At 60.4% G+C, this 24,566-nt stretch carries 22 protein-coding genes; 15 read left to right on the top strand and 7 right to left on the bottom strand.

Annotation, left to right across the window (positions count from 1 at the left end; all coding sequences use genetic code 11):
• The first annotated feature begins 41 nt into the window (after positions 1 to 41).
• Genes dgcB through etfB form a run of 3 tightly spaced genes read left to right on the top strand, consistent with a single transcriptional unit; the run spans position 42 to position 3,986 of the window.
• On the top strand, positions 42 to 1,985 hold the full coding sequence (dgcB, locus tag JMV15_RS05160; RefSeq protein ID WP_058410793.1) for a dimethylglycine demethylation protein DgcB: 1,944 nt from the start codon (positions 42 to 44) through the stop codon (positions 1,983 to 1,985).
• Positions 1,985 to 3,205 carry an electron transfer flavoprotein subunit alpha gene (gene etfA / locus JMV15_RS05155; RefSeq protein WP_014720242.1) on the top strand — a complete coding sequence of 407 codons (1,221 nt, stop codon included), beginning with the start codon at positions 1,985 to 1,987 and terminating at the stop codon, positions 3,203 to 3,205. Before dgcB ends, etfA begins: the two co-directional genes overlap by 1 nt.
• A 4-nt stretch (positions 3,206 to 3,209) precedes the next feature.
• Positions 3,210 to 3,986 (top strand): electron transfer flavoprotein subunit beta, encoded by a 777-nt coding sequence (gene etfB, locus JMV15_RS05150; protein WP_165901703.1) that lies wholly within the window; start codon positions 3,210 to 3,212, stop codon positions 3,984 to 3,986.
• Positions 3,987 to 4,059: 73 nt separating this feature from the next.
• On the opposite strand, the gene JMV15_RS05145 is transcribed toward etfB, so the two are convergent.
• From JMV15_RS05145 to gbcA, 3 genes are all read right to left on the bottom strand, one after another.
• Positions 4,060 to 5,280 (bottom strand): lytic polysaccharide monooxygenase, encoded by a 1,221-nt coding sequence (locus JMV15_RS05145; RefSeq protein ID WP_038451788.1) that lies wholly within the window; start codon positions 5,278 to 5,280, stop codon positions 4,060 to 4,062.
• Positions 5,281 to 5,331: 51 nt separating this feature from the next.
• Positions 5,332 to 5,544, bottom strand: coding sequence for a prepilin-type N-terminal cleavage/methylation domain-containing protein (locus tag JMV15_RS05140; RefSeq protein WP_014720239.1), 213 nt, complete (start codon positions 5,542 to 5,544; stop codon positions 5,332 to 5,334).
• An 854-nt stretch (positions 5,545 to 6,398) separates the two neighbouring features.
• Positions 6,399 to 7,694 (bottom strand): glycine-betaine demethylase subunit GbcA, encoded by a 1,296-nt coding sequence (gene gbcA, locus JMV15_RS05135; protein WP_014720238.1) that lies wholly within the window; start codon positions 7,692 to 7,694, stop codon positions 6,399 to 6,401.
• Between the two features lie 282 nt (positions 7,695 to 7,976).
• Between gbcA and gbcB the strand changes: the two genes are divergently transcribed.
• On the top strand, positions 7,977 to 9,077 hold the full coding sequence (gene gbcB, locus JMV15_RS05130) for a glycine-betaine demethylase subunit GbcB (protein WP_014720237.1): 1,101 nt from the start codon (positions 7,977 to 7,979) through the stop codon (positions 9,075 to 9,077).
• A gap of 585 nt (positions 9,078 to 9,662) precedes the next feature.
• Here the strand turns inward: gbcB and JMV15_RS05125 are convergent.
• Together JMV15_RS05125 and JMV15_RS05120 are read right to left on the bottom strand one after the other, a co-directional pair.
• Complete coding sequence (locus tag JMV15_RS05125) at positions 9,663 to 9,863, bottom strand: hypothetical protein (protein ID WP_014720236.1); 201 nt, start codon at positions 9,861 to 9,863, stop codon at positions 9,663 to 9,665.
• Between the two features lie 193 nt (positions 9,864 to 10,056).
• A complete protein-coding gene (locus tag JMV15_RS05120; protein WP_014720235.1) occupies positions 10,057 to 11,097 on the bottom strand; it encodes a threonine aldolase family protein in 1,041 nt (346 codons plus the stop codon).
• A gap of 90 nt (positions 11,098 to 11,187) precedes the next feature.
• On the opposite strand from JMV15_RS05120, the gene JMV15_RS05115 reads away from it, so the two are divergent.
• From JMV15_RS05115 to fdhA, 8 genes are all read left to right on the top strand, one after another.
• The gene (locus JMV15_RS05115; protein WP_038451785.1) at positions 11,188 to 11,916 is read left to right on the top strand and encodes a TraX family protein; all 729 of its coding nucleotides are present in this window, start codon (positions 11,188 to 11,190) and stop codon (positions 11,914 to 11,916) included.
• Between the two features lie 236 nt (positions 11,917 to 12,152).
• A complete protein-coding gene (gene glyA / locus JMV15_RS05110) occupies positions 12,153 to 13,406 on the top strand; it encodes a serine hydroxymethyltransferase (protein WP_017738444.1) in 1,254 nt (417 codons plus the stop codon).
• A gap of 22 nt (positions 13,407 to 13,428) precedes the next feature.
• Positions 13,429 to 14,679 (top strand): sarcosine oxidase subunit beta, encoded by a 1,251-nt coding sequence (locus JMV15_RS05105; protein ID WP_003176546.1) that lies wholly within the window; start codon positions 13,429 to 13,431, stop codon positions 14,677 to 14,679.
• 15 nt (positions 14,680 to 14,694) lie between these two features.
• Positions 14,695 to 14,997, top strand: coding sequence for a sarcosine oxidase subunit delta (locus JMV15_RS05100; protein WP_003194855.1), 303 nt, complete (start codon positions 14,695 to 14,697; stop codon positions 14,995 to 14,997).
• Positions 14,994 to 18,011, top strand: a complete 3,018-nt coding sequence (locus JMV15_RS05095; RefSeq protein WP_019817431.1) for a sarcosine oxidase subunit alpha — start codon at positions 14,994 to 14,996, stop codon at positions 18,009 to 18,011. Before JMV15_RS05100 ends, JMV15_RS05095 begins: the two co-directional genes overlap by 4 nt.
• Before the next feature lie 136 nt (positions 18,012 to 18,147).
• The gene (locus JMV15_RS05090; protein WP_014720232.1) at positions 18,148 to 18,780 is read left to right on the top strand and encodes a sarcosine oxidase subunit gamma; all 633 of its coding nucleotides are present in this window, start codon (positions 18,148 to 18,150) and stop codon (positions 18,778 to 18,780) included.
• A gap of 125 nt (positions 18,781 to 18,905) precedes the next feature.
• On the top strand, positions 18,906 to 19,763 hold the full coding sequence (gene purU, locus JMV15_RS05085) for a formyltetrahydrofolate deformylase (RefSeq protein ID WP_014720231.1): 858 nt from the start codon (positions 18,906 to 18,908) through the stop codon (positions 19,761 to 19,763).
• 183 nt (positions 19,764 to 19,946) lie between these two features.
• Positions 19,947 to 21,146, top strand: a complete 1,200-nt coding sequence (gene fdhA / locus JMV15_RS05080) for a formaldehyde dehydrogenase, glutathione-independent (RefSeq protein ID WP_014720230.1) — start codon at positions 19,947 to 19,949, stop codon at positions 21,144 to 21,146.
• Positions 21,147 to 21,341: 195 nt separating this feature from the next.
• Here the strand turns inward: fdhA and JMV15_RS05075 are convergent, their stop codons facing one another.
• Positions 21,342 to 21,800, bottom strand: coding sequence for an anti-sigma factor domain-containing protein (locus JMV15_RS05075; RefSeq protein WP_019817428.1), 459 nt, complete (start codon positions 21,798 to 21,800; stop codon positions 21,342 to 21,344).
• 136 nt (positions 21,801 to 21,936) lie between these two features.
• Between JMV15_RS05075 and JMV15_RS05070 the strand changes: the two genes are divergently transcribed.
• Positions 21,937 to 22,509 (top strand): DUF2780 domain-containing protein, encoded by a 573-nt coding sequence (locus JMV15_RS05070; RefSeq protein WP_020302147.1) that lies wholly within the window; start codon positions 21,937 to 21,939, stop codon positions 22,507 to 22,509.
• Between the two features lie 173 nt (positions 22,510 to 22,682).
• Positions 22,683 to 22,961 carry a hypothetical protein gene (locus JMV15_RS05065; RefSeq protein ID WP_133633502.1) on the top strand — a complete coding sequence of 93 codons (279 nt, stop codon included), beginning with the start codon at positions 22,683 to 22,685 and terminating at the stop codon, positions 22,959 to 22,961.
• A 33-nt stretch (positions 22,962 to 22,994) separates the two neighbouring features.
• On the opposite strand, the gene JMV15_RS05060 is transcribed toward JMV15_RS05065, so the two are convergent.
• Positions 22,995 to 23,891 (bottom strand): acyltransferase, encoded by an 897-nt coding sequence (locus JMV15_RS05060; protein WP_020302148.1) that lies wholly within the window; start codon positions 23,889 to 23,891, stop codon positions 22,995 to 22,997.
• Positions 23,892 to 24,062: 171 nt separating this feature from the next.
• Between JMV15_RS05060 and rloA2 the strand changes: the two genes are divergently transcribed.
• Entirely contained in the window at positions 24,063 to 24,563 is a 501-nt protein-coding gene (gene rloA2 / locus JMV15_RS05055; protein WP_038451777.1) for a retropepsin-like aspartic peptidase RloA2, read from the top strand.
• Positions 24,564 to 24,566: the final 3 nt, after the last annotated feature.

The raw sequence follows: 24,566 nt of genomic DNA, 5'->3' as shown, positions 1-24,566 counted from the left end.
CCCACGCAGAGCGTGGGAACGATCTTAGTGGGAGCTTCACCATGCTGAATACCCTTCTTCCCATCCTGCTTTTTGCCGCCCTGGGCCTCGCCGTCCTCGGCGCCTTGCGCCGGGTGAACATGTGGCGCCGTGGCCGCTCGTCCAAAGTCGACCTGCTGGGCGGCCTTTTGGCCATGCCCAAGCGCTACATGGTCGACCTGCACCACGTGGTCGCCCGTGACAAATACATCGCCAACACCCACGTAGCCACGGCGCTCGGCTTTGTGCTGTCGGCGCTGCTGGCGATCCTGGTGCACGGCTTCGGCCTGCAGAGCCGCATTCTTGGCTATGCGCTGCTGCTGGCATCGACATTGATGTTTGTCGGCGCGATCTTCATGTACCTGCGCCGCCGCAATCCGCCTGCCCGCTTGTCCAAAGGCCCGTGGATGCGCCTACCGAAAAGCCTGATGGCGTTCTCGGTGAGCTTCTTCCTGGTGACCTTGCCGGTAGCCGGGATTCTGCCCGCCGATTTCGGCGGCTGGCTGCTCGCGGCTTTGCTGAGCGTGGGCGTGCTGTGGGGCGTGTTCGAAATGTTCTTCGGCATGACTTGGGGCGGGCCGATGAAACACGCCTTCGCCGGTGCCCTGCACCTGGCCTGGCACCGTCGCGCCGAGCGCTTTGGCGGTGGCCGCTCCACCGGTCTGAAGCCGCTGGACCTCAGTGATAAAACCGCGCCGCTGGGCGTAGAAAAACCCAAGGACTTCACCTGGAACCAACTGCTCGGCTTCGACGCCTGCGTGCAGTGCGGCAAGTGCGAAGCAGCATGCCCGGCGTTTGCCGCCGGCCAGCCATTGAACCCGAAAAAACTCATCCAGGACATGGTGGTCGGCCTGGCCGGTGGCACCGATGCCAAGTTCGCCGGCAGCCCGTACCCCGGCAAACCGGTGGGCGAACACGGCGGCAACCCGCACCAGCCGATCGTCAACGGCCTGGTGGACGCCGAGACCCTGTGGTCGTGCACCACCTGTCGCGCTTGCGTGGAAGAGTGCCCGATGATGATCGAGCACGTAGACGCCATCGTCGACATGCGTCGCCACCTCACCCTGGAGAAAGGCGCCACGCCGAACAAGGGCGCCGAAGTCCTGGAAAACCTGATCGCTACCGACAACCCCGGCGGTTTCGCACCCGGTGGTCGTCTGAACTGGGCGGCAGACCTGAACTTGCCGTTGCTCAGCGACAAAGGCAGTTGCGATGTGCTGTTCTGGGTCGGCGATGGCGCCTTCGACATGCGTAACCAACGTACCCTGCGCGCCTTCGTCAAAGTGCTCAAGGCCGCCAAGGTCGACTTCGCCGTGCTTGGCCTGGAAGAACGCGACAGCGGTGACGTGGCGCGGCGCCTCGGCGATGAGGCGACATTCCAGCTGCTGGCCACGCGCAATATTCAGACCCTGGCCAAGTACAGCTTCAAGCGCATCGTCACCTGCGACCCGCACAGTTTCCATGTGCTGAAAAACGAATACGGTGCCTTCAACGGCAACTACCGGGTGCAGCACCACAGCACCTTCATGGCCGAGCTGATTGGCGAGGGCGCGCTGAACCTGGGCCAGCACAAAGGCAACAGCGTGACCTACCACGACCCCTGCTACCTGGGCCGCTACAACGGTGAATACGAGGCGCCGCGCCAAGTGCTGCGGGCGTTGGGTATCGAGGTCAAGGAAATGCAACGCTCGGGCTTCCGTTCACGCTGTTGCGGTGGCGGTGGCGGCGCGCCGATCACAGATATCCCCGGCAAGCAACGTATCCCCGATATGCGCATGGACGACATCCGCGAGACTGGTGCCGAACTGGTGGCCGTGGGTTGCCCGCAATGCACCGCGATGCTTGAAGGCGTGGTCGAACCGCGCCCGTTGATCAAAGACATCGCCGAACTGGTAGCCGACGCGTTGCTTGAAGACGCCGCGCCGGCCAAAGTCCCCCTCAAGCGTGAACCTGCGGAGGTGCACTGATGAGCGATATTATCCGCCGCGACCCCCGGGCCGAATGGATCGCCCGTAACCGCCTGCACCCGTTGCACGCGGCGATGCAGCCGGTGCAACACAGCTGGATGGGGCCCAACGGTATCATTCGCAAAAACGTGCATGGTGTCGGTTTTATCGGGCCCAACGGCATCAAGCGCATCGACCGCAGCGGTGCCCAGCAGGGCGGCGCGGCCAAGCGCAGCGCGGCAGTGCAAGTGCAATTGCCGCTGCATCAGGTGCCGACCCCGGCGTTCTATATCAACGTGGTGCCGGACATGGTTGGTGGCCGTCTGAGCAGCCACGACCGTGACCTGCTTGGCCTGGCGCGCCAGTTGGCTGGCAGTGACGGCGCGGTATTGGCGGTGGTATTCGGTGAACACAAGGAAAGCGCCTTTGCCACGGCCGGCGTCGACCGTCTGCTGGTGCTGGAAGGGCATGAGTTCGAGGGTTATGCACCGGAGCAACGGGTGCAGGGCCTGCGCGCTGTGGATAACCAATTCAGCCCGCGCCACTGGTTGCTGCCAGATAGCCGCAGCGGTGGTGGCGAACTGGGGCGACGCTTTGCCGCCAGCCTCAAGGAACGCCCGGCGACGCGGGTGTGGCAGATCAAGGGCGAGGAGTGCATCGGCCGTGCCGGTGCCGGCCAGGAAGACCTGGCGCGACCGTTGCCCCGTCTGATCCTCGCCGCCGCCGAATGTGCCGATCCGGTCAGCGAAACCCGCCACGAAGTCTTGCCCGTGGAGTTATCCACAGGCCTGGCGCGCAGTTTGCCGCGTATCGAAGATCTCGGCGCGGTGGCGGTCGACCCGGCAGCGATTCCGATGGCCGAGGCAGAGTTCATTTTCTCCGGTGGCAACGGCGTAAAGGACTGGGCGCTATTCCACCAGACCGCCGCGGCCCTGGGCGCCACCGAAGGCGCCTCGCGGGTGGCAGTGGACGATGGCTTCATGGCGCGCGATCGCCAGGTCGGCGCCAGCGGCACCTGGGTCACTGCGCGGGTGTACGTGGCCGTCGGGATTTCCGGGGCGATCCAGCACCTGCAAGGCATCGGTGCCTGCGACAAGGTGGTGGCGATCAACCTCGACCCAGGGTGCGACATGATCAAGCGTGCCGACCTGTCGGTGATCGGCGAAAGCGCCGCGATACTGCACGCCTTGATCGCGGCGGTCGAGACCTACCGCAACGGCGCCAAGCGCGATGCAGCCTGAGGATATGACCATGACCAACACTGTATTCAGCCTGGTGTCCATCGGCGCTCACCCCACCTCCGGGCGTCCACGCCGTGCCGAGCAGGACGCGCGCGCGGTAGAGTTGGGGCTGCAACTGGCTGGGGATAAGTTGCAGGTGCTGCACGCGGGTGATGTCAGCGAGCCGACCCTGCGCAGCTACCTGGGCATGGGCCTGCCGCAACTGCAGGTACTCGAACAGCCGGCGGGCGCCGATGCGTTGCCGGTGCTCAGCGAGTATCTGCGCGACGCGGGCGCCCAAGTGGTACTGACCGGAAGCCAGGCAGAAACCGGCGAAGGTTCGGGGATGCTGCCGTTCCTGTTGGCCGAACAACTGGGCTGGCCGCTGATTGTGGGGCTGGCGCAGGTGGAGTCCATCGACGCCGGCGTAGCCCTGGTGCTGCAGGCGCTGCCTCGCGGCCAGCGGCGGCGCTTGAAGGTGCGCCTGCCGTTTCTTGCCACTGTGGATAACGCCGCGCCCAAACCACGCCAGAGCGCCTACGGCCCGGCGCAACGGGGTGAGTTGGCAGCCCATGACGTCGAGATTGAACAGGATGAGTTATTCACAGACGCACTGCTGCAACCGGCCAAACCGCGGCCCAAGCGCCTCAAGGTGATCAAGGCCAAGAGCGGCGCCGATCGTATGAAAGCTGCCACAGCCAAGGCCAGTGGGGGTGGGGGGCAGGTGCTCAAGGGCGTCAGCGCCGAAGAGGGCGCGCAGGCGATTCTCAAGTTGCTGATAGAGGAAGGCGTGGTTCGCTAAGCTCTTCTGAAAAGATAGCGAGGCAAACGCTGTATACACCACAGCGTTTGTCTCGCAACAGACATTTTACTTCTCAGTCTTTCTTATCCCACGCATCGTTCCATTGGCTGCCTACACCAGGTTCGTAATAGCTGGGTGATTGCGAGCACCAGCCGCTATTTGGGTAGGGTTTGCACACATAATTGGCGCCCTTGTTAGATACAACGTCACGTGGCTTGTAAGGGGGGCTCTTGTTCGGCACGTACGCGGGGTATTCCCCACCGCCCGCTTCGACTATCGCCATGGCCTTGGAGTAACCCTTGACCTGTACGAATACCGAATTGACCTGCGGATCAGCCGTGTTGAACACAATGTCATTGCCGTCTTTTTCCCCTACTTTGGCGATGCTTGAAGGGATTTGATTGGCCAGTTGCGGGCCCCATATCTTCGCGTCCAGATTGTTTGCGTCAATGGGCAGGGTAATGTCTACGACCTCTTTCGCTTGTGGCGTGTTGTCCAGAATACGGAAGTGAACGGCGTTTCCTGGGGTGAGGTCTTTCATGACGGCATCGATGAATTGCCCCAGATCAAACCACCGCTCGGGAACGCCTGCCCCGATAATATTGATATCACTGCAGTTGTAGAATCCTTCCCCGGCCGGGTCAATTCGTTGCCATTGCACGAAGAGGGTCGCGTTGCCGAATTGTTCTGCAGGGATAGGCACTGGAAATCTGAAGTACCCCGAAGACGAAATGGCAGGCGGCCTGGTGCCCCAGTCGGTTTGAGCGACTGTCAGTTGCTCGGTATGGATAAGGACCAAATCATTCCAGGTCAGCGGTGCTGTGGTCGGATCAAAGCCAGGTTTTGTCAGGAATACCTTTGCAAAACTGGGGACGTGAGGGGCCGTACCGATGATGCGAACGTTCATTTTACCGTCGTGAGGCGTGACGTCCGTCCGGTACCAATCATTTGACACCAAGTTAAGGCCGTCTTTCTTCTTGTCACCTGCTGAACATAGCTGCCCATCTGGAACTGCTTTTTTAACGATTTCCGGGTCGTTATACCCCGGGGCAGCAATTAAATGGGCAACTTCATTCCATTGCTGGCCTGGATACTGTCCGCTTGTTTTGGCTAACGCCGCGCATCCTGGATCGCTGGGGTTTCCCGACCAGAAATCTGGAAGCGCTTTGCAATGAACCTGGCGTGATACCGGCTCATCGACGGCACCGTGTGCCATGACCAACAGGGGGGCCAGAAGCACCGCTGCCAGCAGCCACTTGATGAGAACGTTCGTATGTTGCTGTAAATTATTCATGCTCTAGTCCACCTTCAATTCAGACAAACAAGTTCCGAACTGCTGGAACGCTCAGTGTGTTGTTAGCGTTTTGTAAGCATCGATGGCATAGCGAATGTCTCGCAGCGAACGCTGCAAGTCGAGTTCCCGAATGTGTTGACCCATCAGCGCCGTCAGCGGATAAGCCACTGTCGAAAGCGTGGCCAGTGAGGCCAGCGTCAGTAGTAATTCAATCAGCGTAAAACCTTTGGCGCGGTGATGGCTGGGATTGCCCTGCCACGTCACCGGTCTATCTCCTCTTTTGCGCCAAGGACTTCTGTACTCACCTGGGCCAATGGATATAACTGCAAGAAAGAGTGTAGATGAAGTTTAAATTTGAGCGTTTCCGCACAAGGAACGGACAAGCGGGCAATTACCCACAATCGCTGTGCACGTGCCTGTGGATAAGGTGTTTGTGTTTGTCCGCAGGGCACGTATTTAAAGGCCTGTGCGCTATTGGCTGAAAAATGATCAGGCTAAGTGGCGGTTTTCTCTAGGGTTTTGGTGTGGATAAAGCTAAGCGGATTTTATAACTTGCCCCCAAAGTCTGTTGGCGGATCTGTGGATAAGATGTTCGCTATCCGTTGTAGGCCAGGTAATACGAGGCCTACAGAGGGTTGGTTAAAAAATCACCAAAACACTGTATTTAACCCTTAAAACGTCTCATGACCCGCGGAAATAGCGACTTTAGGTGGTTTTCCACAGCCCAGACAAAGTTGCCCCCAAAGTCTGTTGGCGCATCTGTGGATAAGGTGTTCGCTTACCGCTGCAAGCCACGCCAAACAAGGCTCTTGGAGGTTTGATCAATAAATGATCAGCTTGAGCTGAAACCCGGAAGTTTGAATAAGTCACGGATTTTCTTGATTTAATTTTCGTCCACGACGCAATTGCCCACAATTGCTGTGGGTGGCTTTGTGGATAAGTTGTTGGGTAAAGGCTGGAGGGCAGGGTGGTAAAGGGCTGTATCAGAGCTGATCGAATTTTGAACAGCTAATCTGTCCTAATGTGGGAGCTGGCTTGCCTGCGATAGCGGTCTATCAGCCAATACAGACTTTGACAGACACCATGCCATCGCGGGCAAGCCCGCTCCCAAACAAGCGTTATTCGTGAGCAGCTACGCCTTTGAGATAAGGCGCCGGCGCCGCACCCAGGTTGCTCAGCATGCGCTCGCTGTACCAATCCACAAAATTCACCACGCCAAATTCATAGGTCTTGGAGTACGGGCCGGGTTGGTAAGCGGTGGAGTTGATCCCGCGCTGGTTCTCTTCGGCCAGGCGGCGGTCCTGGTCGTTGGTGGCGTCCCACACTTGGCGCATGCGTTCCACGTCGTAGTCCACGCCTTCCACGGCGTCCTTGTGCACGATCCACTTGGTGGTAACCATGGTTTCCTGGGCGCTGATGGGCCACACGGTGAACACAATGATGTGGTCGCCCATGCAGTGGTTCCAGGAGTGCGGCAGGTGCAGGATGCGCATCGAGCCCAGGTCCGGGTTCTTGATGCGGCCCATGAGCTTGGCACAACCTTGTTTGCCATCCAGGGTCATCGACACGGTGCCCTTGAGTAGCGGCATGCGCACAATCCGGTTACGCAGGCCGAAGCTGGCGTGGGCGTAAGGGATCTTCTCGGCATCCCAGGCGGCGGCGGAGGCGGCTACGTGGTCCTTGAACGCCTGGTCGGCACGTGGGTCGGTGACGTCGTCCCATTCCAGCAGGGTTTTGAGCAGCTCCGGGTGCGACGCGTTGCAGTGGTAGCACTCGCGGTTGTTTTCCAGCACCAGCTTCCAGTTGGCTTTTTCGAACAAGGTGGTCTGGATCGCCACCTTGGTGTTCTCCATGTCGTAGGGCTCCATGTAATGGCTGAGCGTCGACAGGAAGTCATCGATGGCCGGCGGGTTTTCGGCCAGGCTGATAAAGATATAGCCGCCAGCGGTCTTCACGTTCACCGGCTTCAAACCGTACTGCTTCATGTCGAAATCGGCGCCCATCTCGGTGCCGGCGAACAGCAGGCGGCCGTCCAGCTCGTAGGTCCACTGGTGGTAGTGGCAAACCAGCTTGGCGACCTTGCCCTTTTCGCTGGTGCACAAGCGCGAACCACGGTGGCGGCACACGTTGTGAAACGCATGCACCACGCCATCGGCACCCCGGATCACGATGATTGGGTTCTTGCCCACTTGCAGGGTCAGGTAGTTGCCCTTGGTAGGAATTTCGCAGGTCATGCCGGCGATCAACCACTCTTTCTGGAAGATCTCCTGCATGTCGATATCGAACAGCCGCTCATCAGAGTAGAACGGCTGCGGCAGCGAAAAAGTGCGCTCGCGCTCTTGCAGCATTTGCGCGGTGGCCTTGCGTGCGGGTTCCAGCGGATCGCCCAAGCTTAAGGTTGCGGTGACGTCCATCGTGTGTGTCCTCATGGCCATTCTGTGTGGCCGGCGAATAGTGGCTACGGTTGGTGCTGTGCAAGGCGTAAAGAACGCGTCTTTGTTGGGAGCGAGTGTGGGCCCGGCGTAACGTCGAACCTTATCCATGGGCGACATGGCCCAATCTGATCCCGACGCGCAAGCCCCTGTCTTTGGGGGCTGGTCGCCGTAAGTATGTGAATGTCGCAGATAGGTAAATGGGTGGTTCTCGCGTTACGCAGAATCGCCACCATAAGGCCGACGTCGGCGGTGGAGAACAACATGTCCAATAATTTCCTGAATCCGGTAACCACCCAGACCTGGGCCAATGGTCGGCACATCGTCCGCTGCGTCAAAGTCATCCAGGAAACCTGGGATGTGCGCACCTTCTGTTTTATGGCCGATCAGCCGATCCTGTTCTTTTTCAAGCCGGGGCAATTCGTCACCCTGGAGCTGGAAATCGAAGGCCAGCCGATCATGCGTTCGTACACCATTTCCAGCTCACCGTCGGTGCCTTACAGCTTCTCGGTGACCATCAAGCGCGTACCGGGCGGCCGGGTTTCCAATTGGCTGCACGACACTTTGCACGAAGGCCAGGAGTTGGCGGTGCACGGCCCGGTCGGGCTGTTCAATGCCATCGACTTCCCAAGCCCGAAAGTGCTGTACCTCAGCGGTGGCGTTGGGATCACGCCGGTGATGTCCATGGCGCGCTGGTTTTACGACACCAACGCGAACGTCGACATGACGTTTATCCACAGCGCCCGCTCGCCCAAGGACATCATCTATCACCGCGAGCTGGAGCACATGGCGTCGCGGATCGACAACTTCAGCCTGCACCTGATTTGCGAAAAACACGGCCTGGGCGAACCCTGGGCCGGGTATCGCGGCTATCTGAACCACAAGATGCTGGAGCTGATGGTGCCGGACTTCCTTGAGCGCGAAGTGTTCTGCTGCGGCCCTACGCCGTACATGAACGCGGTGAAGCGTTTGCTGGAAGTTGCCGGTTTCGACATGACCCGTTATCACGAGGAATCGTTTGGCGCGACGCCGCCCGAAGCCCGTGCCGATGCGGTGGAGCAGGCCGAGCAAGCGGCGGATGCGCCGGAGATCGACCTGGCAGACCTGCATCAAGTGGAATTTATCGCGTCCGGCAAAAGCATTCGCGTGGCACCGGGGGAAACGGTGCATGCCGCGGCGGCCAAGCTCGGCCTGCTGATCCCCAAGGCCTGCGGCATGGGCATCTGCGGTACGTGCAAGGTGATGAAACTGGGCGGCGAAGTGGAGATGGAGCACAACGGCGGGATTACCGAAGAAGACGAGGCTGAAGGCTACATCCTGTCGTGCTGCAGTGTGCCGAAGGGTGATGTACGCATCGAATTCTGATCTGCTCGTTCCCAACGCTCTGCGTGGTAACGCCGCCCAGGACGCTCCGCGTCCGGCCGCGTTGAGGGTGTGACGCGGAGCGTCACGGGGCTGCATTCCCACGCGGAGCGCGGGAACGATCTTCCCGGCAGCAGGCACATGCTCGTTCCCATGCTCTGCGTGGTAACGCCGCCCAGGACGCTCCGCGTCCCGCCGCATTGAGGGTGTGACGCGGAGCGTCACGGGCTGCATTCCCACGCGGAGCGCGGGAACGATCTTTCCGGCAGCAGGCACATGCTCGTTCCCACGCTCTGCGTGGTAACGCCACCTGGGACGCTCCGCGTCCCGCCGCAGTTGAGGGGTGACGCGGAGCGTCACGGGCTGCATTCCCACGCGGAGCGCGGGAACGATCTTCCCGGCAGCAGGCACATGCTCGTTCCCACGCTCTGCGTGGTAACGCCGCCCAGGACGCTCCGCGTCCGGCCGCACTGAGGGTGTGACGCGGAGCGTCACGGGCTGCATTCCCACGCGGAGCGCGGGAACGATCATGATTCAGCGTCGCGTCGCAGGCCATGAATCTGCGACGCGGCGCTTAGGCGTTAACAGTTATTGGGCATAGATATGAACAACGAAGTGCTGGCCTGAGTTTGTCAATTCGTAGGCTTTGTCGTAGATGGTCAACGTCCTTGAGGGCTCCTGAATGGTGTCCCCGATCTTGGCGTGTTTCCTGAACTCGTCCCAGTCTATGACCGTGGTGCTAGTGCCGCCGCCGCTTTGCAGTGTGTTGCCATTACTTTGATATTCCATGATAAAACTCTCCATTGATGTGCCTTTGCGGCCGATTATTCGGCTGGCGATGAAACCCGAAAGGCGGCAGTTATCGCTGCGTTTTCCTTGCGGGTAACAAGAGGCTAGACAATGAAAGCGAGCTACGTAGCGGTCGGAAATATCAAAAAACAGTCTCGGCAATCGGCCAGTACCAACTGGCCGAATTCGTACGTTAAGCGTTCATTACTTCCCGAATATCGGCAGCCAATTCCCTCACACGCTCTTCCTCGGTATCCCACGCACACATGAAGCGCGCACCGCCTTTGCCGATGAAGGTGTAGAAGCGCCAGCCCTTGGCGGTCAGCGCTGCAATCGCGGGTTCCGAGAGTTGCAGGAACACGCCGTTGGCCTGTACCGGGAACATCAATTCCACGCCGGGAATATCCGACACCAGGCTGCTGAGCAATTGCGCGCAATGGTTGGCGTGGCGTGCATGCTTGAGCCACGCGTCATTTTCCAGCAGGCCCACCCATGGCGCAGAAAGGAAGCGCATTTTCGACGCCAACTGACCGGCCTGTTTGCAGCGGTAGTCAAAGTCTTCAGCCAGTTTGTGATTGAAGAACAGGATGGCTTCACCTACCGCCATGCCGTTTTTGGTACCACCAAAGCACAGCACGTCGACGCCGGCTTTCCAGGTCAGGTCGGCCGGTGAGCAGCCCAGGAATGCACAGGCATTGGCGAAGCGTGCGCCGTCCATGTGCAGGTTCAGTCCCAGTTCCTTGCAGGTGGCGCTGATGGCGCGGATTTCTTCCGGGGTGTACACGCTGCCGACTTCGGTGGCCTGGGTCAGGGTCACGACGCGCGGCTTGGGATAATGGATATCCTGGCGCTTGAGGGCGATTTCGCGGATCGACTCCGGGGTCAGCTTGCCGTTCTCGGTACGGGCAACCAGCAGTTTGGAGCCGTTGGAGAAAAACTCCGGCGCGCCGCATTCGTCGGTTTCGACGTGGGCGGTTTCCGAGCAAATCACGCTATGGTAGCTCTGGCACAACGAGGACAGCGCCAGGGAGTTGGCAGCCGTACCGTTGAAGGCGAAGAACACCTCGCAGTCGGTCTCGAACAGATTGCGGAAACCGTCGGCGGCGCGGTGGGTCCATTCATCATCGCCGTAGGCGCGTTGATGGCCCTGGTTGGCTTGTTCCATGGCGGCCCAGGCTTCCGGGCAGATGCCGGAATAGTTGTCGCTGGCAAATTGTTGGCTCTTGTCGGTCATGGCCCGTTCCTGTGGTCGATGTTGGTGCGCACTTTACCCAAGATTGCCGGGGGCACGCACGCACTGTAAATGCAAAGTCGTTGGGGAATTATGCACGGTACTCACACCTTGCCTGTCGGACCTGTCCGAGATGGCGCTTTGGATCTGCTCAAGTGGCTGGCGCTGTTGAGTATGGTGCTCGATCATCTGCGCTATGTGGGGCTGAGCCTGGATGGGCTATACGTGCCGGGGCGTCTGGCGTTTCCATGGTTTTGCCTGGCGATTGCGGCCAATGTGCATCGTGTCCGTTACGTCCCAGTGACCGGCCATTGGCGCTACCTGGGTTGGTTGCTGTTGTTCAGCGTGATCAGCGAAGTGCCGTATCGGCTATTTATCGAGGACGCCGATACGTTGAATGTGCTGCCGACTTTGGTGTTAGGTTTGCTGGTTGCCCGAGGTTGGCAGCAAAAGGCGCTTTTTGATCGAGGATTAGCGCTGTTAGCGCTCAGTATCGCGGGGGCGTTTGCGACACATTTGATGTTCGGTTTTTTCGGTGTGTTGCTGCCTGTGGCGATGTTGCTGGTGTTCAGTCGCCCTTGGTATTTCAGTGTGCTTCCAGGCTTGGTTTGTGTTGCCGCCAACCAATGGCAGATTTTGCTGAATAGCGGCACACCGGTGGCGCTGTTGGGGTTGGCAACATGCCTGATTGCGCCATGGGTGGGTTTGGTCTTGTTGCGACATGCCAAAAATGTCTCGCCACCAGCGATGCGGCGTTGGGCCTATGCTTTATATCCACTGCATTTCTTGCTGCTGCTACTCATCCGCCTGATCATCGCCTAACCCCTGTGGGAGCTGGCTTGCCTGCGATGCACACACCTTGGTCTGCCAGTTGCACCGCAGCGATGCCATCGCAGGCAAGCCAGCTCCCACACAAGCGTTTGCACATTCTTGAGTCCATGTCGTAAACGCACCTTTGCGTGGCGTGCGCAGGCATTTGGCCCGCACGCGCCAGCCCTACCATCGCATCAAAGGGCCCTGCGAGGGCCTCAACAATACGAAAGGCTGGGAGAGACGCGATGTTCAGCAAACAAGACCAGATCCAGGGATATGACGACGCACTGCTGGCGGCGATGAATGCCGAGGAGCAGCGCCAGGAAGATCATATCGAGCTGATCGCGTCGGAGAACTACACCAGCAAGCGCGTGATGGAAGCTCAAGGCAGTGGCCTTACCAACAAATACGCCGAAGGCTACCCGGGCAAGCGCTACTACGGCGGCTGCGAACATGTGGACAAGGTCGAAGCCCTGGCCATCGAACGCGCCAAGCAGCTGTTCGGCGCCGATTACGCCAACGTGCAACCGCACTCCGGTTCCTCCGCCAACAGCGCCGTGTACCTGGCGCTGATCAATGCCGGCGACACCATCCTGGGCATGAGCCTGGCCCACGGCGGTCACCTGACCCACGGCGCCAAAGTGTCGTCCTCGGGCAAGCTGTACAACGCGGTGCAATACGGCATCAATACCGACACGGGCCTGATCGACTACGACGAAGTCGAGCGCCTGGCGGTCGAACACAAGCCGAAGATGGTCGTGGCAGGGTTCTCGGCCTACTCCAAGACCCTGGATTTCCCACGCTTCCGTCAGATCGCCGACAAGGTTGGCGCGCTGCTGTTCGTCGACATGGCCCACGTCGCCGGCCTGGTTGCCGCTGGCCTGTACCCGAACCCGCTGCCTTACGCCGACGTGGTCACCACCACCACCCACAAAACCCTGCGCGGTCCACGGGGCGGCCTGATCCTGGCCAAGGCCAACGAAGAAATCGAAAAGAAACTCAACGCTGCGGTATTCCCCGGCGCCCAGGGCGGCCCGCTGATGCACGTGATCGCCGGCAAGGCCGTGTGCTTCAAGGAAGCGCTCGAGCCCGGCTTCAAGGCGTACCAGCAGCAAGTGATCGATAACGCTCAGGCCATGGCCGAAGTGTTCATCAAGCGTGGCTACGATGTGGTCTCCGGCGGCACCGACAACCACCTGTTCCTGGTCAGCCTGATCCGCCAAGGCCTCACCGGCAAAGAGGCGGATGCCGCTCTGGGTCGCGCCCACATCACCGTCAACAAAAATGCGGTGCCCAATGACCCGCAGTCGCCGTTCGTGACCTCGGGCCTGCGCATCGGCACCCCGGCGGTGACCACCCGTGGCTTCAAAGTGCCGCAATGCATCGAGCTGGCCGGCTGGATCTGCGACATCCTCGACAACCTCGGCGACGCCGATGTCGAGGCCAACGTGGCCAAGCACGTGTCTGCCCTGTGCGCTGATTTCCCGGTTTATCGCTGAGCGCGGTTTTGGAGTAATGACTATGCAACGCTACTCAGGCTTCGGCCTCTTCAAGCACTCCCTCAGCCATCACGAAAACTGGCAGAAGATGTGGCGCACGCCGACCCCGAAAAAGGTCTACGACGTGGTCATCGTCGGCGGCGGCGGGCATGGTCTGGCGACCGCTTACTACCTGGCCAAGGAACACGGCATCACCAACGTGGCGGTGGTCGAGAAAGGCTGGCTGGGCGGCGGTAACACCGCGCGCAACACCACCATCGTGCGTTCCAACTACCTGTGGGACGAGTCGGCGCACCTGTACGAACACGCCATGAAACTCTGGGAAGGTTTGTCCCAGGACCTGAACTACAACGTGATGTTCTCCCAGCGTGGCGTGTACAACCTGTGCCACACCCTGCAGGACATCCGTGACTCCGAACGCCGCGTGAGCGCCAACCGCCTCAACGGTGTGGACGGCGAGCTGCTGAATGCCCAGCAAGTAGCCGACGAAATCCCGTATCTGGATTGCTCCAAGAACACCCGTTACCCCGTGCTCGGCGCCACCGTGCAACGTCGCGGCGGCGTGGCCCGTCACGATGCCGTGGCCTGGGGCTTTGCCCGTGCTGCCGATGCCTTGGGCGTGGACCTGATCCAGCAGACCGAAGTGATCGGGTTCCGCAAGGAAAACGGCGTGTGCATCGGCGTGGAAACCAACAAGGGCTTTATCGGCGCCAAGCGTGTCGGTGTGGTGACTGCCGGTAATTCCGGGCACATGGCTTCGCTGGCGGGCTTCCGCCTGCCGATCGAATCCCACCCGCTGCAAGCCCTGGTGTCGGAGCCGATCAAGCCGATTATCGACAGCGTGATCATGTCCAACGCCGTGCACGGTTACATCAGCCAATCCGACAAGGGCGACCTGGTGATCGGCGCCGGTATCGACGGCTACAACGGTTACGGCCAGCGCGGTTCGTACCCGGTGATCGAGCACACCATCCAGGCCATCGTCGAGATGTTCCCGGTGCTGTCACGGGTGCGCATGAACCGCCAGTGGGGCGGCATCGTCGACACCACGCCGGATGCCTGCCCGATCATCTCCAAGACCCCGGTACCGAACATGTTCTTCAACTGCGGTTGGGGTACGGGCGGCTTCAAGGCCACCCCAGGCTCAGGCAACGTGTTTGCCGCCAGCCTGGCCAAGGGTGAAATGCACCCACTGGCCGCACCTTTTTCCATCGACCGTTTCCACAACGGTGCGTTGATCGACGAACACGGCGCTGCGGCCGTCGCCCACTAACAGGAGAAATTCCCTATGTTGCATATCTTCTGTCCTCACTGTGGCGAACTGCGCTCCGAAGAGGAATTCCACGCGTCCGGCCAAGCGCACATCCCGCGCCCGCTAGACCCGAATGCCTGCACCGACGAGCAGTGGGGCGACTACATGTTCTTTCGCGATAACCCGCGCGGCCTGCACCACGAACTGTGGATCCATGCCGCCGGTTGCCGCCAGTATTTCAACGCCACCCGCGACACTGTGACCTACGAAATTCTTGAAACCTACAAGATCGGTGAGAAGCCTCAGTTCACCGCCAAGGCCTCTGGAGAGAAGGTATGAGCCAGATCAATCGCCTGTCCAACGGTGGCCGCATCGACCGTAATAAAGTCCTGACGTTTACGTTCAACGGTCAGAGCTACAAGGGCTTTGAAGGCGACACCCTGGCTGCCGCCCTGCTGGCCAACGGTGTCGACATCATTGGCCGCAGCTTCAAATATTCGCGCCCACGGGGCATCTTTGCCGCGGGCGCCGAAGAGCCGAACGCGGTGCTGCAGATCGGCGCCACCGAAGCCACGCAGATCCCCAACGTGCGCGCCACCCAACAGGCGCTGTACCAGGGCTTGGTTGCTACCAGCACCAACGGCTGGCCGAGCGTGAACAACGACATGATGGGGATTCTCGGCAAGGTCGGCGGCAAGCTGATGCCGCCGGGTTTCTACTACAAAACCTTCATGTACCCGCAATCGTTCTGGATGACCTACGAGAAGTACATCCGCAAGGCGGCGGGCCTTGGCCGCTCGCCCACCGAGAACGACCCGGACACCTACGACAACTTCAACCGTCATTGCGACGTGCTGGTCGTGGGCGCAGGCCCTGCGGGCCTTGCGGCTGCGCTGGCCGCTGCGCGCAGCGGTGCTCGGGTGATCATCGCCGACGAGCAGGAAGAGTTCGGTGGTTCGCTGCTCGATTCCCGCGAAAGCCTCGACGGCAAGCCCGCCACTGAATGGGTTGCCGGCGTCATTGCCGAATTGAAAGCCCTGCCGGACGTGGTGCTGCTGCCCCGCGCCACCGTCAACGGTTACCACGACCATAACTTCCTGACCATTCACGAGCGTCTCACCGACCATCTCGGTGACCGTGCGCCGATTGGCGTGGTGCGTCAGCGTATTCACCGCGTACGCGCCAAGCGTGTGGTGCTGGCCACCGGTGCGTGCGAGCGTCCGCTGGTGTACGGCAACAACGATGTGCCGGGCAATATGCTCGCGGGTGCGGTGTCTACCTACGTGCGTCGCTACGGCGTGGCACCGGGTAAAAAGCTGCTGCTGTCGACCAACAACGATCATGCCTACCGCGTTGCGCTGGATTGGTTCGATGCGGGCCTCACCGTTGTCGCGGTGGCCGATGCGCGCCACAACCCACGCGGGGCACTGGTTGAAGAAGCTCGCGCCAAAGGCATTCGCATCCTCACCGGCAGCGCCGTGATCGAGGCCCGTGGCAGTAAGCACGTGACCGGTGCCCGCGTGGCAGCCATCGACGTCAAGGCGCATAAAGTCACCAGCCCCGGCGAGTGGCTGGACTGCGACCTGGTCGCCAGCTCCGGCGGTTACAGCCCGGTGGTGCACCTGGCCTCGCACCTGGGCGGCAAACCGACCTGGCGTGAAGATATCCTCGGGTTTGTACCCGGCGAAGCACCGCAAAAACGCGTGTGCGTGGGCGGCATCAACGGTGTCTACGGCCTTGGCGATTCCCTCGCCGATGGCTTTGAAGGCGGCGTGCGTGCAGCCAGCGAAGCCGGTTTTGCCCCGGTTGAAGGCACGCTGCCAAAAGCCTTGAGCCGTCTGGAAGAACCGACCCTGGCGCTGTTCCAGGTGCCCCACGAAAAAGCTACCGCACGGGCGCCAAAGCAATTTGTCGACCTGCAAAACGACGTGACCGCCGCCGCCATCGAACTGGCCACCCGCGAAGGTTTCGAGTCGGTGGAGCACGTCAAACGCTACACCGCGCTGGGCTTCGGCACTGACCAGGGCAAGCTGGGTAACGTCAACGGCCTGGCCATCGCCGCCCGTTCGTTGAACGTGACCATCCCGCAGATGGGCACCACCATGTTCCGTCCCAACTACACGCCGGTGACGTTCGGCGCCGTAGCGGGCCGTCACTGTGGGCATATCTTCGAGCCGGTGCGCTACACCGCCCTGCAGGCCTGGCACGTGAAGAACGGCGCCGAGTTTGAGGACGTCGGCCAGTGGAAACGCCCATGGTATTTCCCACGCAACGGTGAAGACCTGCACGCCGCGGTGAAGCGCGAATGCCTGGCGGTGCGTGACAGCGTCGGCCTGCTGGACGCGTCCACCCTCGGCAAGATTGACATTCAGGGCCCGGATGCCCGCGAGTTCCTCAACCGTATCTACACCAACGCCTGGACCAAGCTCGACGTGGGCAAGGCGCGCTACGGCCTGATGTGCAAGGAAGACGGCATGGTGTTCGATGACGGCGTCACTGCCTGTCTGGCCGACAACCACTTCCTGATGACCACCACCACCGGCGGCGCCGCCCGCGTGCTGCAGTGGCTGGAAATCTACCAGCAGACCGAATGGCCGGACCTCAAGGTGTACTTCACCTCGGTCACCGACCATTGGGCAACCATGACCCTGTCGGGCCCCAACAGCCGCAAGCTGCTCAGTGAAGTCACCGACATCGACCTGGACAAGGACGGCTTCCCGTTCATGACTTGGAAGGAAGGCCTGGTGGGTGGCGTGCCGGCACGGGTGTTCCGTATCTCGTTTACCGGTGAGTTGTCGTATGAGGTCAACGTGCAGGCCGACTACGCCATGGGCGTGCTGGAAAAAATCGTCGAGGCCGGCAAACAGTACAACCTGACCCCGTACGGCACCGAGACCATGCACGTACTGCGCGCCGAGAAGGGCTTCATCATCGTCGGGCAAGACACCGACGGCTCGATGACCCCGGACGACCTGAACATGGGCTGGTGCGTTGGCCGGACCAAGCCGTTCTCGTGGATCGGCTGGCGCGGGATGAACCGTGAAGACTGCGTGCGTGAAGAGCGCAAGCAGTTGGTGGGGCTCAAGCCGATCGACCCGAACGTGTGGCTGCCGGAAGGCGCGCAGTTGGTGTTCGATCCGAAGCAGACGATTCCGATGAAGATGGTGGGTCACGTTACCTCAAGTTATGCGCATAACTCCCTGGGCTATTCGTTTGCCATGGGTGTGGTGAAGGGCGGCTTGAAGCGCATCGGTGAGCGAGTGTTCTCGCCGCAAGCGGATGGCAGCGTGATCGAAGCCGAGATTGTGTCTTCGGTGTTCTTTGACCCGAAAGGTGATCGGCAGAACGTCTGACACCTGATCGTTCCCACGCTCTGCGTGGGAATGCATTCCGGGGCGCTCTGCGCCCCAAGGGCGGACGCAGAGCGTCCATGGCGGCATTCCCACGCAGAGCGTGGGAACGATCAACAGAATTCAGGACAGGTGCTTTATGACAGCAGCCAATGTTTACCAACAACGCCCCACCACCGGCGCCAAGGCCGAGTCGTCGCTGCACCATGCCGACCTCGCCAGCCTGGTCGGCAAGGGCCGCAAGAATGCCGGCGTGACCGTGCGTGAAAAAAAACTCCTCGGCCATCTGACTATCCGTGGCGATGGCCACGACGCCGCCTTCGCCGCTGGCGTACACAAGGCCGTCGGCATTGAACTGCCCGGCCCGCTGAGTGTGGTCTTCAAAGGTGAAACCAGCCTTCAGTGGCTCGGCCCGGACGAGTGGCTGTTGATCGTGCCGAGCGGTGAAGAATTCGCCGCCGAACAGAACCTGCGTGCCGCCCTGGGCGACCTGCATATCCAGATCGTCAACGTCAGCGGCGGCCAGCAGATTCTTGAACTGAGCGGCCCTAACGTGCGCGATGTGCTGATGAAGTCCACCAGCTACGACGTACACCCCAACAACTTTCCGGTTGGCAAAGCCGTGGGTACGGTGTTCGCCAAGTCGCAACTGGTGATCCGTCATACGGCTGAAGACACCTGGGAACTGCTGATCCGCCGCAGCTTCTCGGATTACTGGTGGTTGTGGTTGCAGGATGCCTCGGCTGAGTTCGGCCTGAGCGTTGTCGCATGATGATCATTCCCACGCTCCGCGTGGGAATGCATACCGGGACGCCCCGCGTCCCAAAAGCGGACGCAGAGCGTCCATGGCGGCATTCCCACGCAAAGCGTGGGAACGATCAGCCTGAGGAGTGACCCATGAGCCGCGCACCCGATACATGGATTTTGACCGCCGACTGCCCAAGCGTGCTCGGCACGGTGGACGCGGTCACCCGCTACCTGTTCGAGCAGGGCTGTTACGTCACCGAGCACCATTCGTTCGATGACCGCCTTTCTGGCCGGTTTTTCATTCGTGTGGAGTTCCGCCAGCCCGACGGTTTCGACGAGCAAGCCTTTCGCGCAGGTCTGGCGACCCGTGGTGAAGCGTTTGGCATGATCTTCGAACTGACGGCGCCGAACTACCGGCCCAAAGTGGTGATCATGGTCTCCAAGGCCGATCACTGCCTGAACGACCTGCTGTATCGCCAGAGGATCGGCCAATTGTCGATGGACGTGGTCGCGGTGGTGTCCAACCACCCTGATCTCAAACCGTTGGCCGACTGGCACCAGATTCCCTACTACCATTTCCCACTGGACCCCAACGATAAACCGTCCCAGGAACGTCAGGTGTGGCAGGTGATTGAAGACACCGGCGCCGAATTGGTCATCCTTGCGCGCTACATGCAAGTGCTGTCACCAGAGCTGTGCCGCAAGCTGGACGGCAAGGCCATCAACATTCACCACTCGTTGCTGCCGGGCTTCAAGGGCGCCAAGCCCTATCACCAGGCGTACAACAAGGGCGTGAAATTGGTGGGCGCAACGGCGCATTACATCAACAACGATCTGGATGAAGGGCCGATCATCGCCCAAGGCGTGGAGGTGGTAGATCACAGCCACTATCCCGAAGATTTGATTGCCAAGGGGCGGGATATCGAAGGGCTCACATTGGCGCGAGCGGTGGGGTATCACATCGAGCGGCGGGTGTTCCTGAATGCCAATCGCACCGTCGTTCTCTAGATCGCTGTCGCAGGCAAGCCAGCTCCCACATTCCTGGATGTGTGAACCCGATCCACGGTGGGAGCTGGCTTGCCTGCGATGAGGCCCTTACAAGCAACACAAGAAACAGCATCTGTACCCGAGCACTTAACGCGCTGCCCCAAGGGCAACGCAGTTCCATAAAAACAACAGCGAGGTGAAAGCATGTCTGGTAATCGTGGTGTCGTGTATCTCGGCAACGGCAAGGTCGAAGTACAGAAAATCGACTATCCCAAAATGCAGGACCCGCGCGGCAGGAAGATTGAGCACGGCGTCATCCTGCGCGTGGTCTCCACCAACATCTGCGGCTCCGACCAACACATGGTGCGCGGCCGCACCACGGCCCAGACCGGCCTGGTGCTGGGGCATGAAATCACCGGTGAAGTGATCGAGAAGGGCAGCGACGTAGAGAACCTGAAAATCGGTGACCTGGTCTCCGTGCCGTTCAACGTTGCTTGCGGGCGCTGCCGCTCGTGCAAGGAACAACACACCGGCGTGTGCCTGACCGTCAACCCGGCCCGTGCCGGTGGTGCCTATGGCTACGTCGACATGGGCGACTGGACCGGTGGCCAGGCCGAGTACGTGCTGGTGCCGTACGCCGACTTCAACCTGCTGAAACTGCCGGATCGCGACAAGGCCATGGAGAAAATCCGTGACCTGACCTGCCTCTCCGACATCCTGCCCACCGGCTACCACGGCGCTGTTACTGCCGGCGTCGGCCCAGGCAGCACTGTCTATATCGCCGGTGCCGGCCCGGTGGGTCTGGCGGCTGCCGCCTCCGCTCGCTTGCTGGGTGCAGCGGTGGTGATCATCGGCGACGTCAACTCGATCCGTCTGGCCCACGCCAAGGCCCAGGGTTTTGAAGTGGTCGACCTGTCCACTGACACCCCGCTGCACGAACAGATCGCCGCGTTGCTCGGCGAGCCGGAGGTGGACTGCGCCGTGGACTGCGTGGGCTTTGAAGCACGCGGCCACGGCCACGACGGCGTCAAGGCCGAAGCCCCGGCCACGGTGCTCAACTCGCTGATGGGCGTGGTGCGCGTGGCGGGCAAGATCGGTATCCCAGGTCTGTACGTGACTGAAGATCCAGGTGCGGTCGATGCCGCCGCGAAAATGGGCAGCCTGAGCATCCGCTTTGGTCTGGGCTGGGCCAAATCCCACAGCTTCCATACCGGGCAGACGCCCGTGATGAAGTACAACCGTCAACTGATGCAGGCGATCATGTGGGACCGTATCAACATCGCCGAAATCGTCGGTGTGCAGGTGATCAGCCTGGATGATGCGCCACGCGGGTATGGCGAGTTCGATGCGGGTGTGCCGAAGAAGTTTGTGATTGATCCGCACAAGTTGTTCAGCGCTGCATAAGCATTGGCCAAATGAAAAGGGCGACCCATGGGTCGCCCTTATTCGTTGCCTGGAGCCAATTTTCAACGCACTGATGAGCCAATGTGGGAGCGGACTTGCCCGCGATAGCGGCTAATCAGTCGACATCTATGTCGCTGACCCACCGCAATCGCGGGCAAGCCCGCTCCCACAGTTTGAAACGAGTGTGCGGCCCGATCAGCGAGTGGCCAATGCACCCTGGTAGACGGTCGGGCCTGTTGGCTGCTTGCTCACCGAACCACCCTTGGTTTCCGAGCTCACCATCAATTCCACCGGCTTGCTGATGGTTTCCTGTTGGCGTGGGTTCAGGCCGATGATGCCTTTGCCATCCTCCGGCAACAGTCCAAGGGACACCGGTGTGCCGTCTTTGGGAATCGCCCAGAGTTCAAGGCTCTGGTCCGGTGCTGGTGCCGTGGAGGCAATCGGTTCTACTTCCAGGTAGTCCTTGTGGGCCATGATCTGTGCGGCCGGCTGTTGGGTCGTGGTCACCAATGTCGCCGCGGATTTGACGCTGTCCTGGGTGTAGAGCGCGCCGCCGATACCGGCAACCACCACCACGCAGGCGCCGATGAACAGGCGAGGGCGGCTCCAGAACGCAGGCTTGTGCTCAATCACTGGGGGTTGGATCGCAGTCATAAGTCTCTTCTCGACAAATTCTATAGTCAGTTCATGGACCCGCTTATCCTCGATGGGTTCCTGAGGGGCTCCGGAACAACCGACGGGTTACCCAGTCCAACGCCTGCTTTTACCCCTATACCCAGAGGTTGTTTCGATGAAGATTTCACGCGGTTTTGCCCTGTCCTGCCTGTTGACCGTGGCCGCTGGCCCGGTGTTCGCAGCAGGTTTCAGCCTTGGCGATGCAGCCAACGCCATTTCCGGCATGCAGGGTGGCAACAACAAGGCCGCTGCCGCCGCGCCTACGTCGGAGACGGCCGACCTGCTGACGGCCTTGACCTCGCAACTGAACATCACCCCCGAGCAAGCGGTGGGCGGCACGGGCGCCATGCTGGGCCTGGCCAAGAACAAACTCAGCGGCAACGACTTCTCGCAGTTGAGCAGCACTGTGCCGGGTCTCGACAAGTTGTCAGGTAATAACGCATTGGGCAGCCTCGGTGCCCTGAGCGGGATGCTCGGCCAAACCGGCGGCAGCAAGACCAGCGGCCTGGACGGCCTATTGGGCAATGTGAAAAGCACCAATGACTTGAACACCGCCTTCAGCGCCTTGGGCATGGACAGCGGCATGATCGGCCAGTTTGCCCCGGTAATCCTGAAATACCTCGGCGGCGAGGGCGCCAGCAGCTCCGTATTGGGCAAATTGGCTCAAGCCTGGGGAACCGGTAGCTAGTTACCTGCGCAAAGGTCGTTTTTATAACGAGCAAGACTGAAATGTCATACCGGTAAATATCACAAGGTTGTAGGGAACCGTAAGAAGCAAGACACCACAATAAAGGTACCTTCCAAGGTCTCGTTTACGACGATCTTGGAAGGTTTCATTAATGACCTATGAGTGGTGGCGTTTTGAATATCAACGGGACACAAACTCCAGACATCAAAAACTATTTCAGTCCGCCTCCTCTTTCACGCAGTGGCGCTGATGATCAAGCGTTGCGCTCGCGCCTGGAAGAGATGGGGATTCACTCTGACAGCTACACAGCATCGGCGAGTCGCTTCAAAAAAAATGTCGAAGATCTGTCGCCTGGGCTTCGTTCTATTGTGCTGGGTGGAATTGATAATGCTTGGTCAGCGACAGCTCTGTTCAACGGCCTTGCCCGAAAGCACGCTTTCCGCTGTCTATAGTCAGGTTTCGTAGCATCTTGCGGGGCCAGGCGGTCATCGTTGCTCCCCACTGTTTTCCAGCAGTTCGTGAATTCGACGGTCCTTTTCCCTCCAGAGCTGGTTGACCCAGTTCTGGAGGGTCTGGCGAAACGCCGGATCGTTCTCGTAATCCCCTTGCCACAACGCCGGGTCCAGCTCGCGGGTGCGGATATCCACGATCACCTTCGGCACCGCGCCGCTGATCAGGTCCCAGAACCCTGGAATCTTTTGTTGTGGGTAGGCCACGGTCACGTCGAGTACCGCGTCCAGCTGTTCACCCATTGCTGCCAGCACAAACGCCACGCCGCCTGCCTTGGGCTTGAGTAGTCGAGTAAAGGGTGAACTTTGCTGCGCACGCTTGGCCTCGCTGAACCGCGTGCCTTCCAGGTAATTGACCACCGTCACCGGCTGACGCTTGAACAGCTCGCAGGCCTCTTTGGTGATTTTCAGATCCTGCCCCGCCAGCTCCGGGTGCTTGGCCAGGAATGCCTTGGTGTAGCGCTTCATGAAGGGGTAATCCAGCGCCCACCAGGCCAGGCCGAGGAAGGGCACCCAGATCAGTTCTTTTTTCAGGAAGAACTTGAAGAACGGCGTGCGCCGGTTCAGCGCCTGGATCAGCGCCGGGATATCCACCCAGGATTGATGGTTGCTGATGACGAGGTAGGAGGTGTCCCTGCGCAGGTCCTCACCGCCGCGAATATCCCATTGGGTTGGAATGCACAGCGAGAAGATCAGCTTGTCGATCTCGGCCCAGGTCTCGGCGATCCACATCACCGCCCAGGACGCATAGTCACGCGAGCGGCCCGGCGCCACCAGCTTGAGCAAGGCGAAGACCATCAAGGGGCCGATCAGGATCAGCGTGTTGAGTAACAGCAGCAGTGTAACCAGACAGCCGGTGAGCAGGCGGCGCATAAGCAACTCTTGGAATTCTGTGGGCGGGCCATGATAAGCAAGGTGAGTCTAGAGGCCAAATCGCAAAATGCCGCACGAATGTTTCACACTGTGCGCGATATGCTCGCTCAGCCAACTAAGTGCCGTGTTTGCGGTCTAGACTCCGCCCACTTCTTTCGAGGAAATCCTGCCGTGAAATTACTCCTTGCTGCGTTCGCTCTGGTTGCCGTCCCTGTCATGGCGGCCGAGCCCACGCTCTACGGTCGCTACGAATACATCCAGTTGCCGGAGATCGGCGAAACCTTCAAGGCCAAGATGGACACCGGCGCGCTGACCGCCTCGCTGTCGGCCCGTGACATCGAAACCTTCACCCGTGATGGCGACGACTGGGTGCGCTTCCGCCTCGGCGGCAAGGACGCTGGCAACAAGGTCTACGAGCACAAGGTATCGCGCATCAGCAAGATCAAGAGCCGCGCCGACGAAGACGATGACAAGGACGAAGCCAGCGTGGCCAAGCGCCCGGTGATCGACCTTGAGATGTGCCTGGGCGACGTCAAGCGCACCGTCGAGGTCAACCTCACCGACCGCAGCAGCTTCAACTACCCGCTGCTGATCGGCGCCAAGGCCTTGCGTGAATTTGGCGCTGCGGTAAACCCGGCACGTCGCTACACTGCCGACAAACCGGACTGCTGATCG

Origin of the sequence: Pseudomonas paracarnis (assembly GCF_904063055.1) — a bacterium.
GTDB classification, from domain to species: domain Bacteria; phylum Pseudomonadota; class Gammaproteobacteria; order Pseudomonadales; family Pseudomonadaceae; genus Aquipseudomonas; species Aquipseudomonas paracarnis.
This window is presented reverse-complemented; position numbering and strand designations above follow the sequence as displayed.

Bases quoted from the DNA above. Each gene is read 5' to 3' on its own strand.
- dgcB (WP_058410793.1), top strand. From the start codon at position 42: ATGCTGAATACCCTTCTTCCCATCCTGCTTTTTGCCGCCCTGGGCCTC.
- etfA (WP_014720242.1), top strand. From the start codon at position 1,985: ATGAGCGATATTATCCGCCGCGACCCCCGGGCCGAATGGATCGCCCGT.
- etfB (WP_165901703.1), top strand. From the start codon at position 3,210: ATGACCATGACCAACACTGTATTCAGCCTGGTGTCCATCGGCGCTCAC.
- JMV15_RS05145 (WP_038451788.1), bottom strand. From the start codon at position 5,280: ATGAATAATTTACAGCAACATACGAACGTTCTCATCAAGTGGCTGCTG.
- gbcA (WP_014720238.1), bottom strand. From the start codon at position 7,694: ATGGACGTCACCGCAACCTTAAGCTTGGGCGATCCGCTGGAACCCGCA.
- gbcB (WP_014720237.1), top strand. From the start codon at position 7,977: ATGTCCAATAATTTCCTGAATCCGGTAACCACCCAGACCTGGGCCAAT.
- JMV15_RS05125 (WP_014720236.1), bottom strand. From the start codon at position 9,863: ATGGAATATCAAAGTAATGGCAACACACTGCAAAGCGGCGGCGGCACT.
- JMV15_RS05120 (WP_014720235.1), bottom strand. From the start codon at position 11,097: ATGACCGACAAGAGCCAACAATTTGCCAGCGACAACTATTCCGGCATC.
- JMV15_RS05115 (WP_038451785.1), top strand. From the start codon at position 11,188: ATGCACGGTACTCACACCTTGCCTGTCGGACCTGTCCGAGATGGCGCT.
- glyA (WP_017738444.1), top strand. From the start codon at position 12,153: ATGTTCAGCAAACAAGACCAGATCCAGGGATATGACGACGCACTGCTG.
- JMV15_RS05105 (WP_003176546.1), top strand. From the start codon at position 13,429: ATGCAACGCTACTCAGGCTTCGGCCTCTTCAAGCACTCCCTCAGCCAT.
- JMV15_RS05100 (WP_003194855.1), top strand. From the start codon at position 14,695: ATGTTGCATATCTTCTGTCCTCACTGTGGCGAACTGCGCTCCGAAGAG.
- JMV15_RS05095 (WP_019817431.1), top strand. From the start codon at position 14,994: ATGAGCCAGATCAATCGCCTGTCCAACGGTGGCCGCATCGACCGTAAT.
- JMV15_RS05090 (WP_014720232.1), top strand. From the start codon at position 18,148: ATGACAGCAGCCAATGTTTACCAACAACGCCCCACCACCGGCGCCAAG.
- purU (WP_014720231.1), top strand. From the start codon at position 18,906: ATGAGCCGCGCACCCGATACATGGATTTTGACCGCCGACTGCCCAAGC.
- fdhA (WP_014720230.1), top strand. From the start codon at position 19,947: ATGTCTGGTAATCGTGGTGTCGTGTATCTCGGCAACGGCAAGGTCGAA.
- JMV15_RS05075 (WP_019817428.1), bottom strand. From the start codon at position 21,800: ATGACTGCGATCCAACCCCCAGTGATTGAGCACAAGCCTGCGTTCTGG.
- JMV15_RS05070 (WP_020302147.1), top strand. From the start codon at position 21,937: ATGAAGATTTCACGCGGTTTTGCCCTGTCCTGCCTGTTGACCGTGGCC.
- JMV15_RS05060 (WP_020302148.1), bottom strand. From the start codon at position 23,891: ATGCGCCGCCTGCTCACCGGCTGTCTGGTTACACTGCTGCTGTTACTC.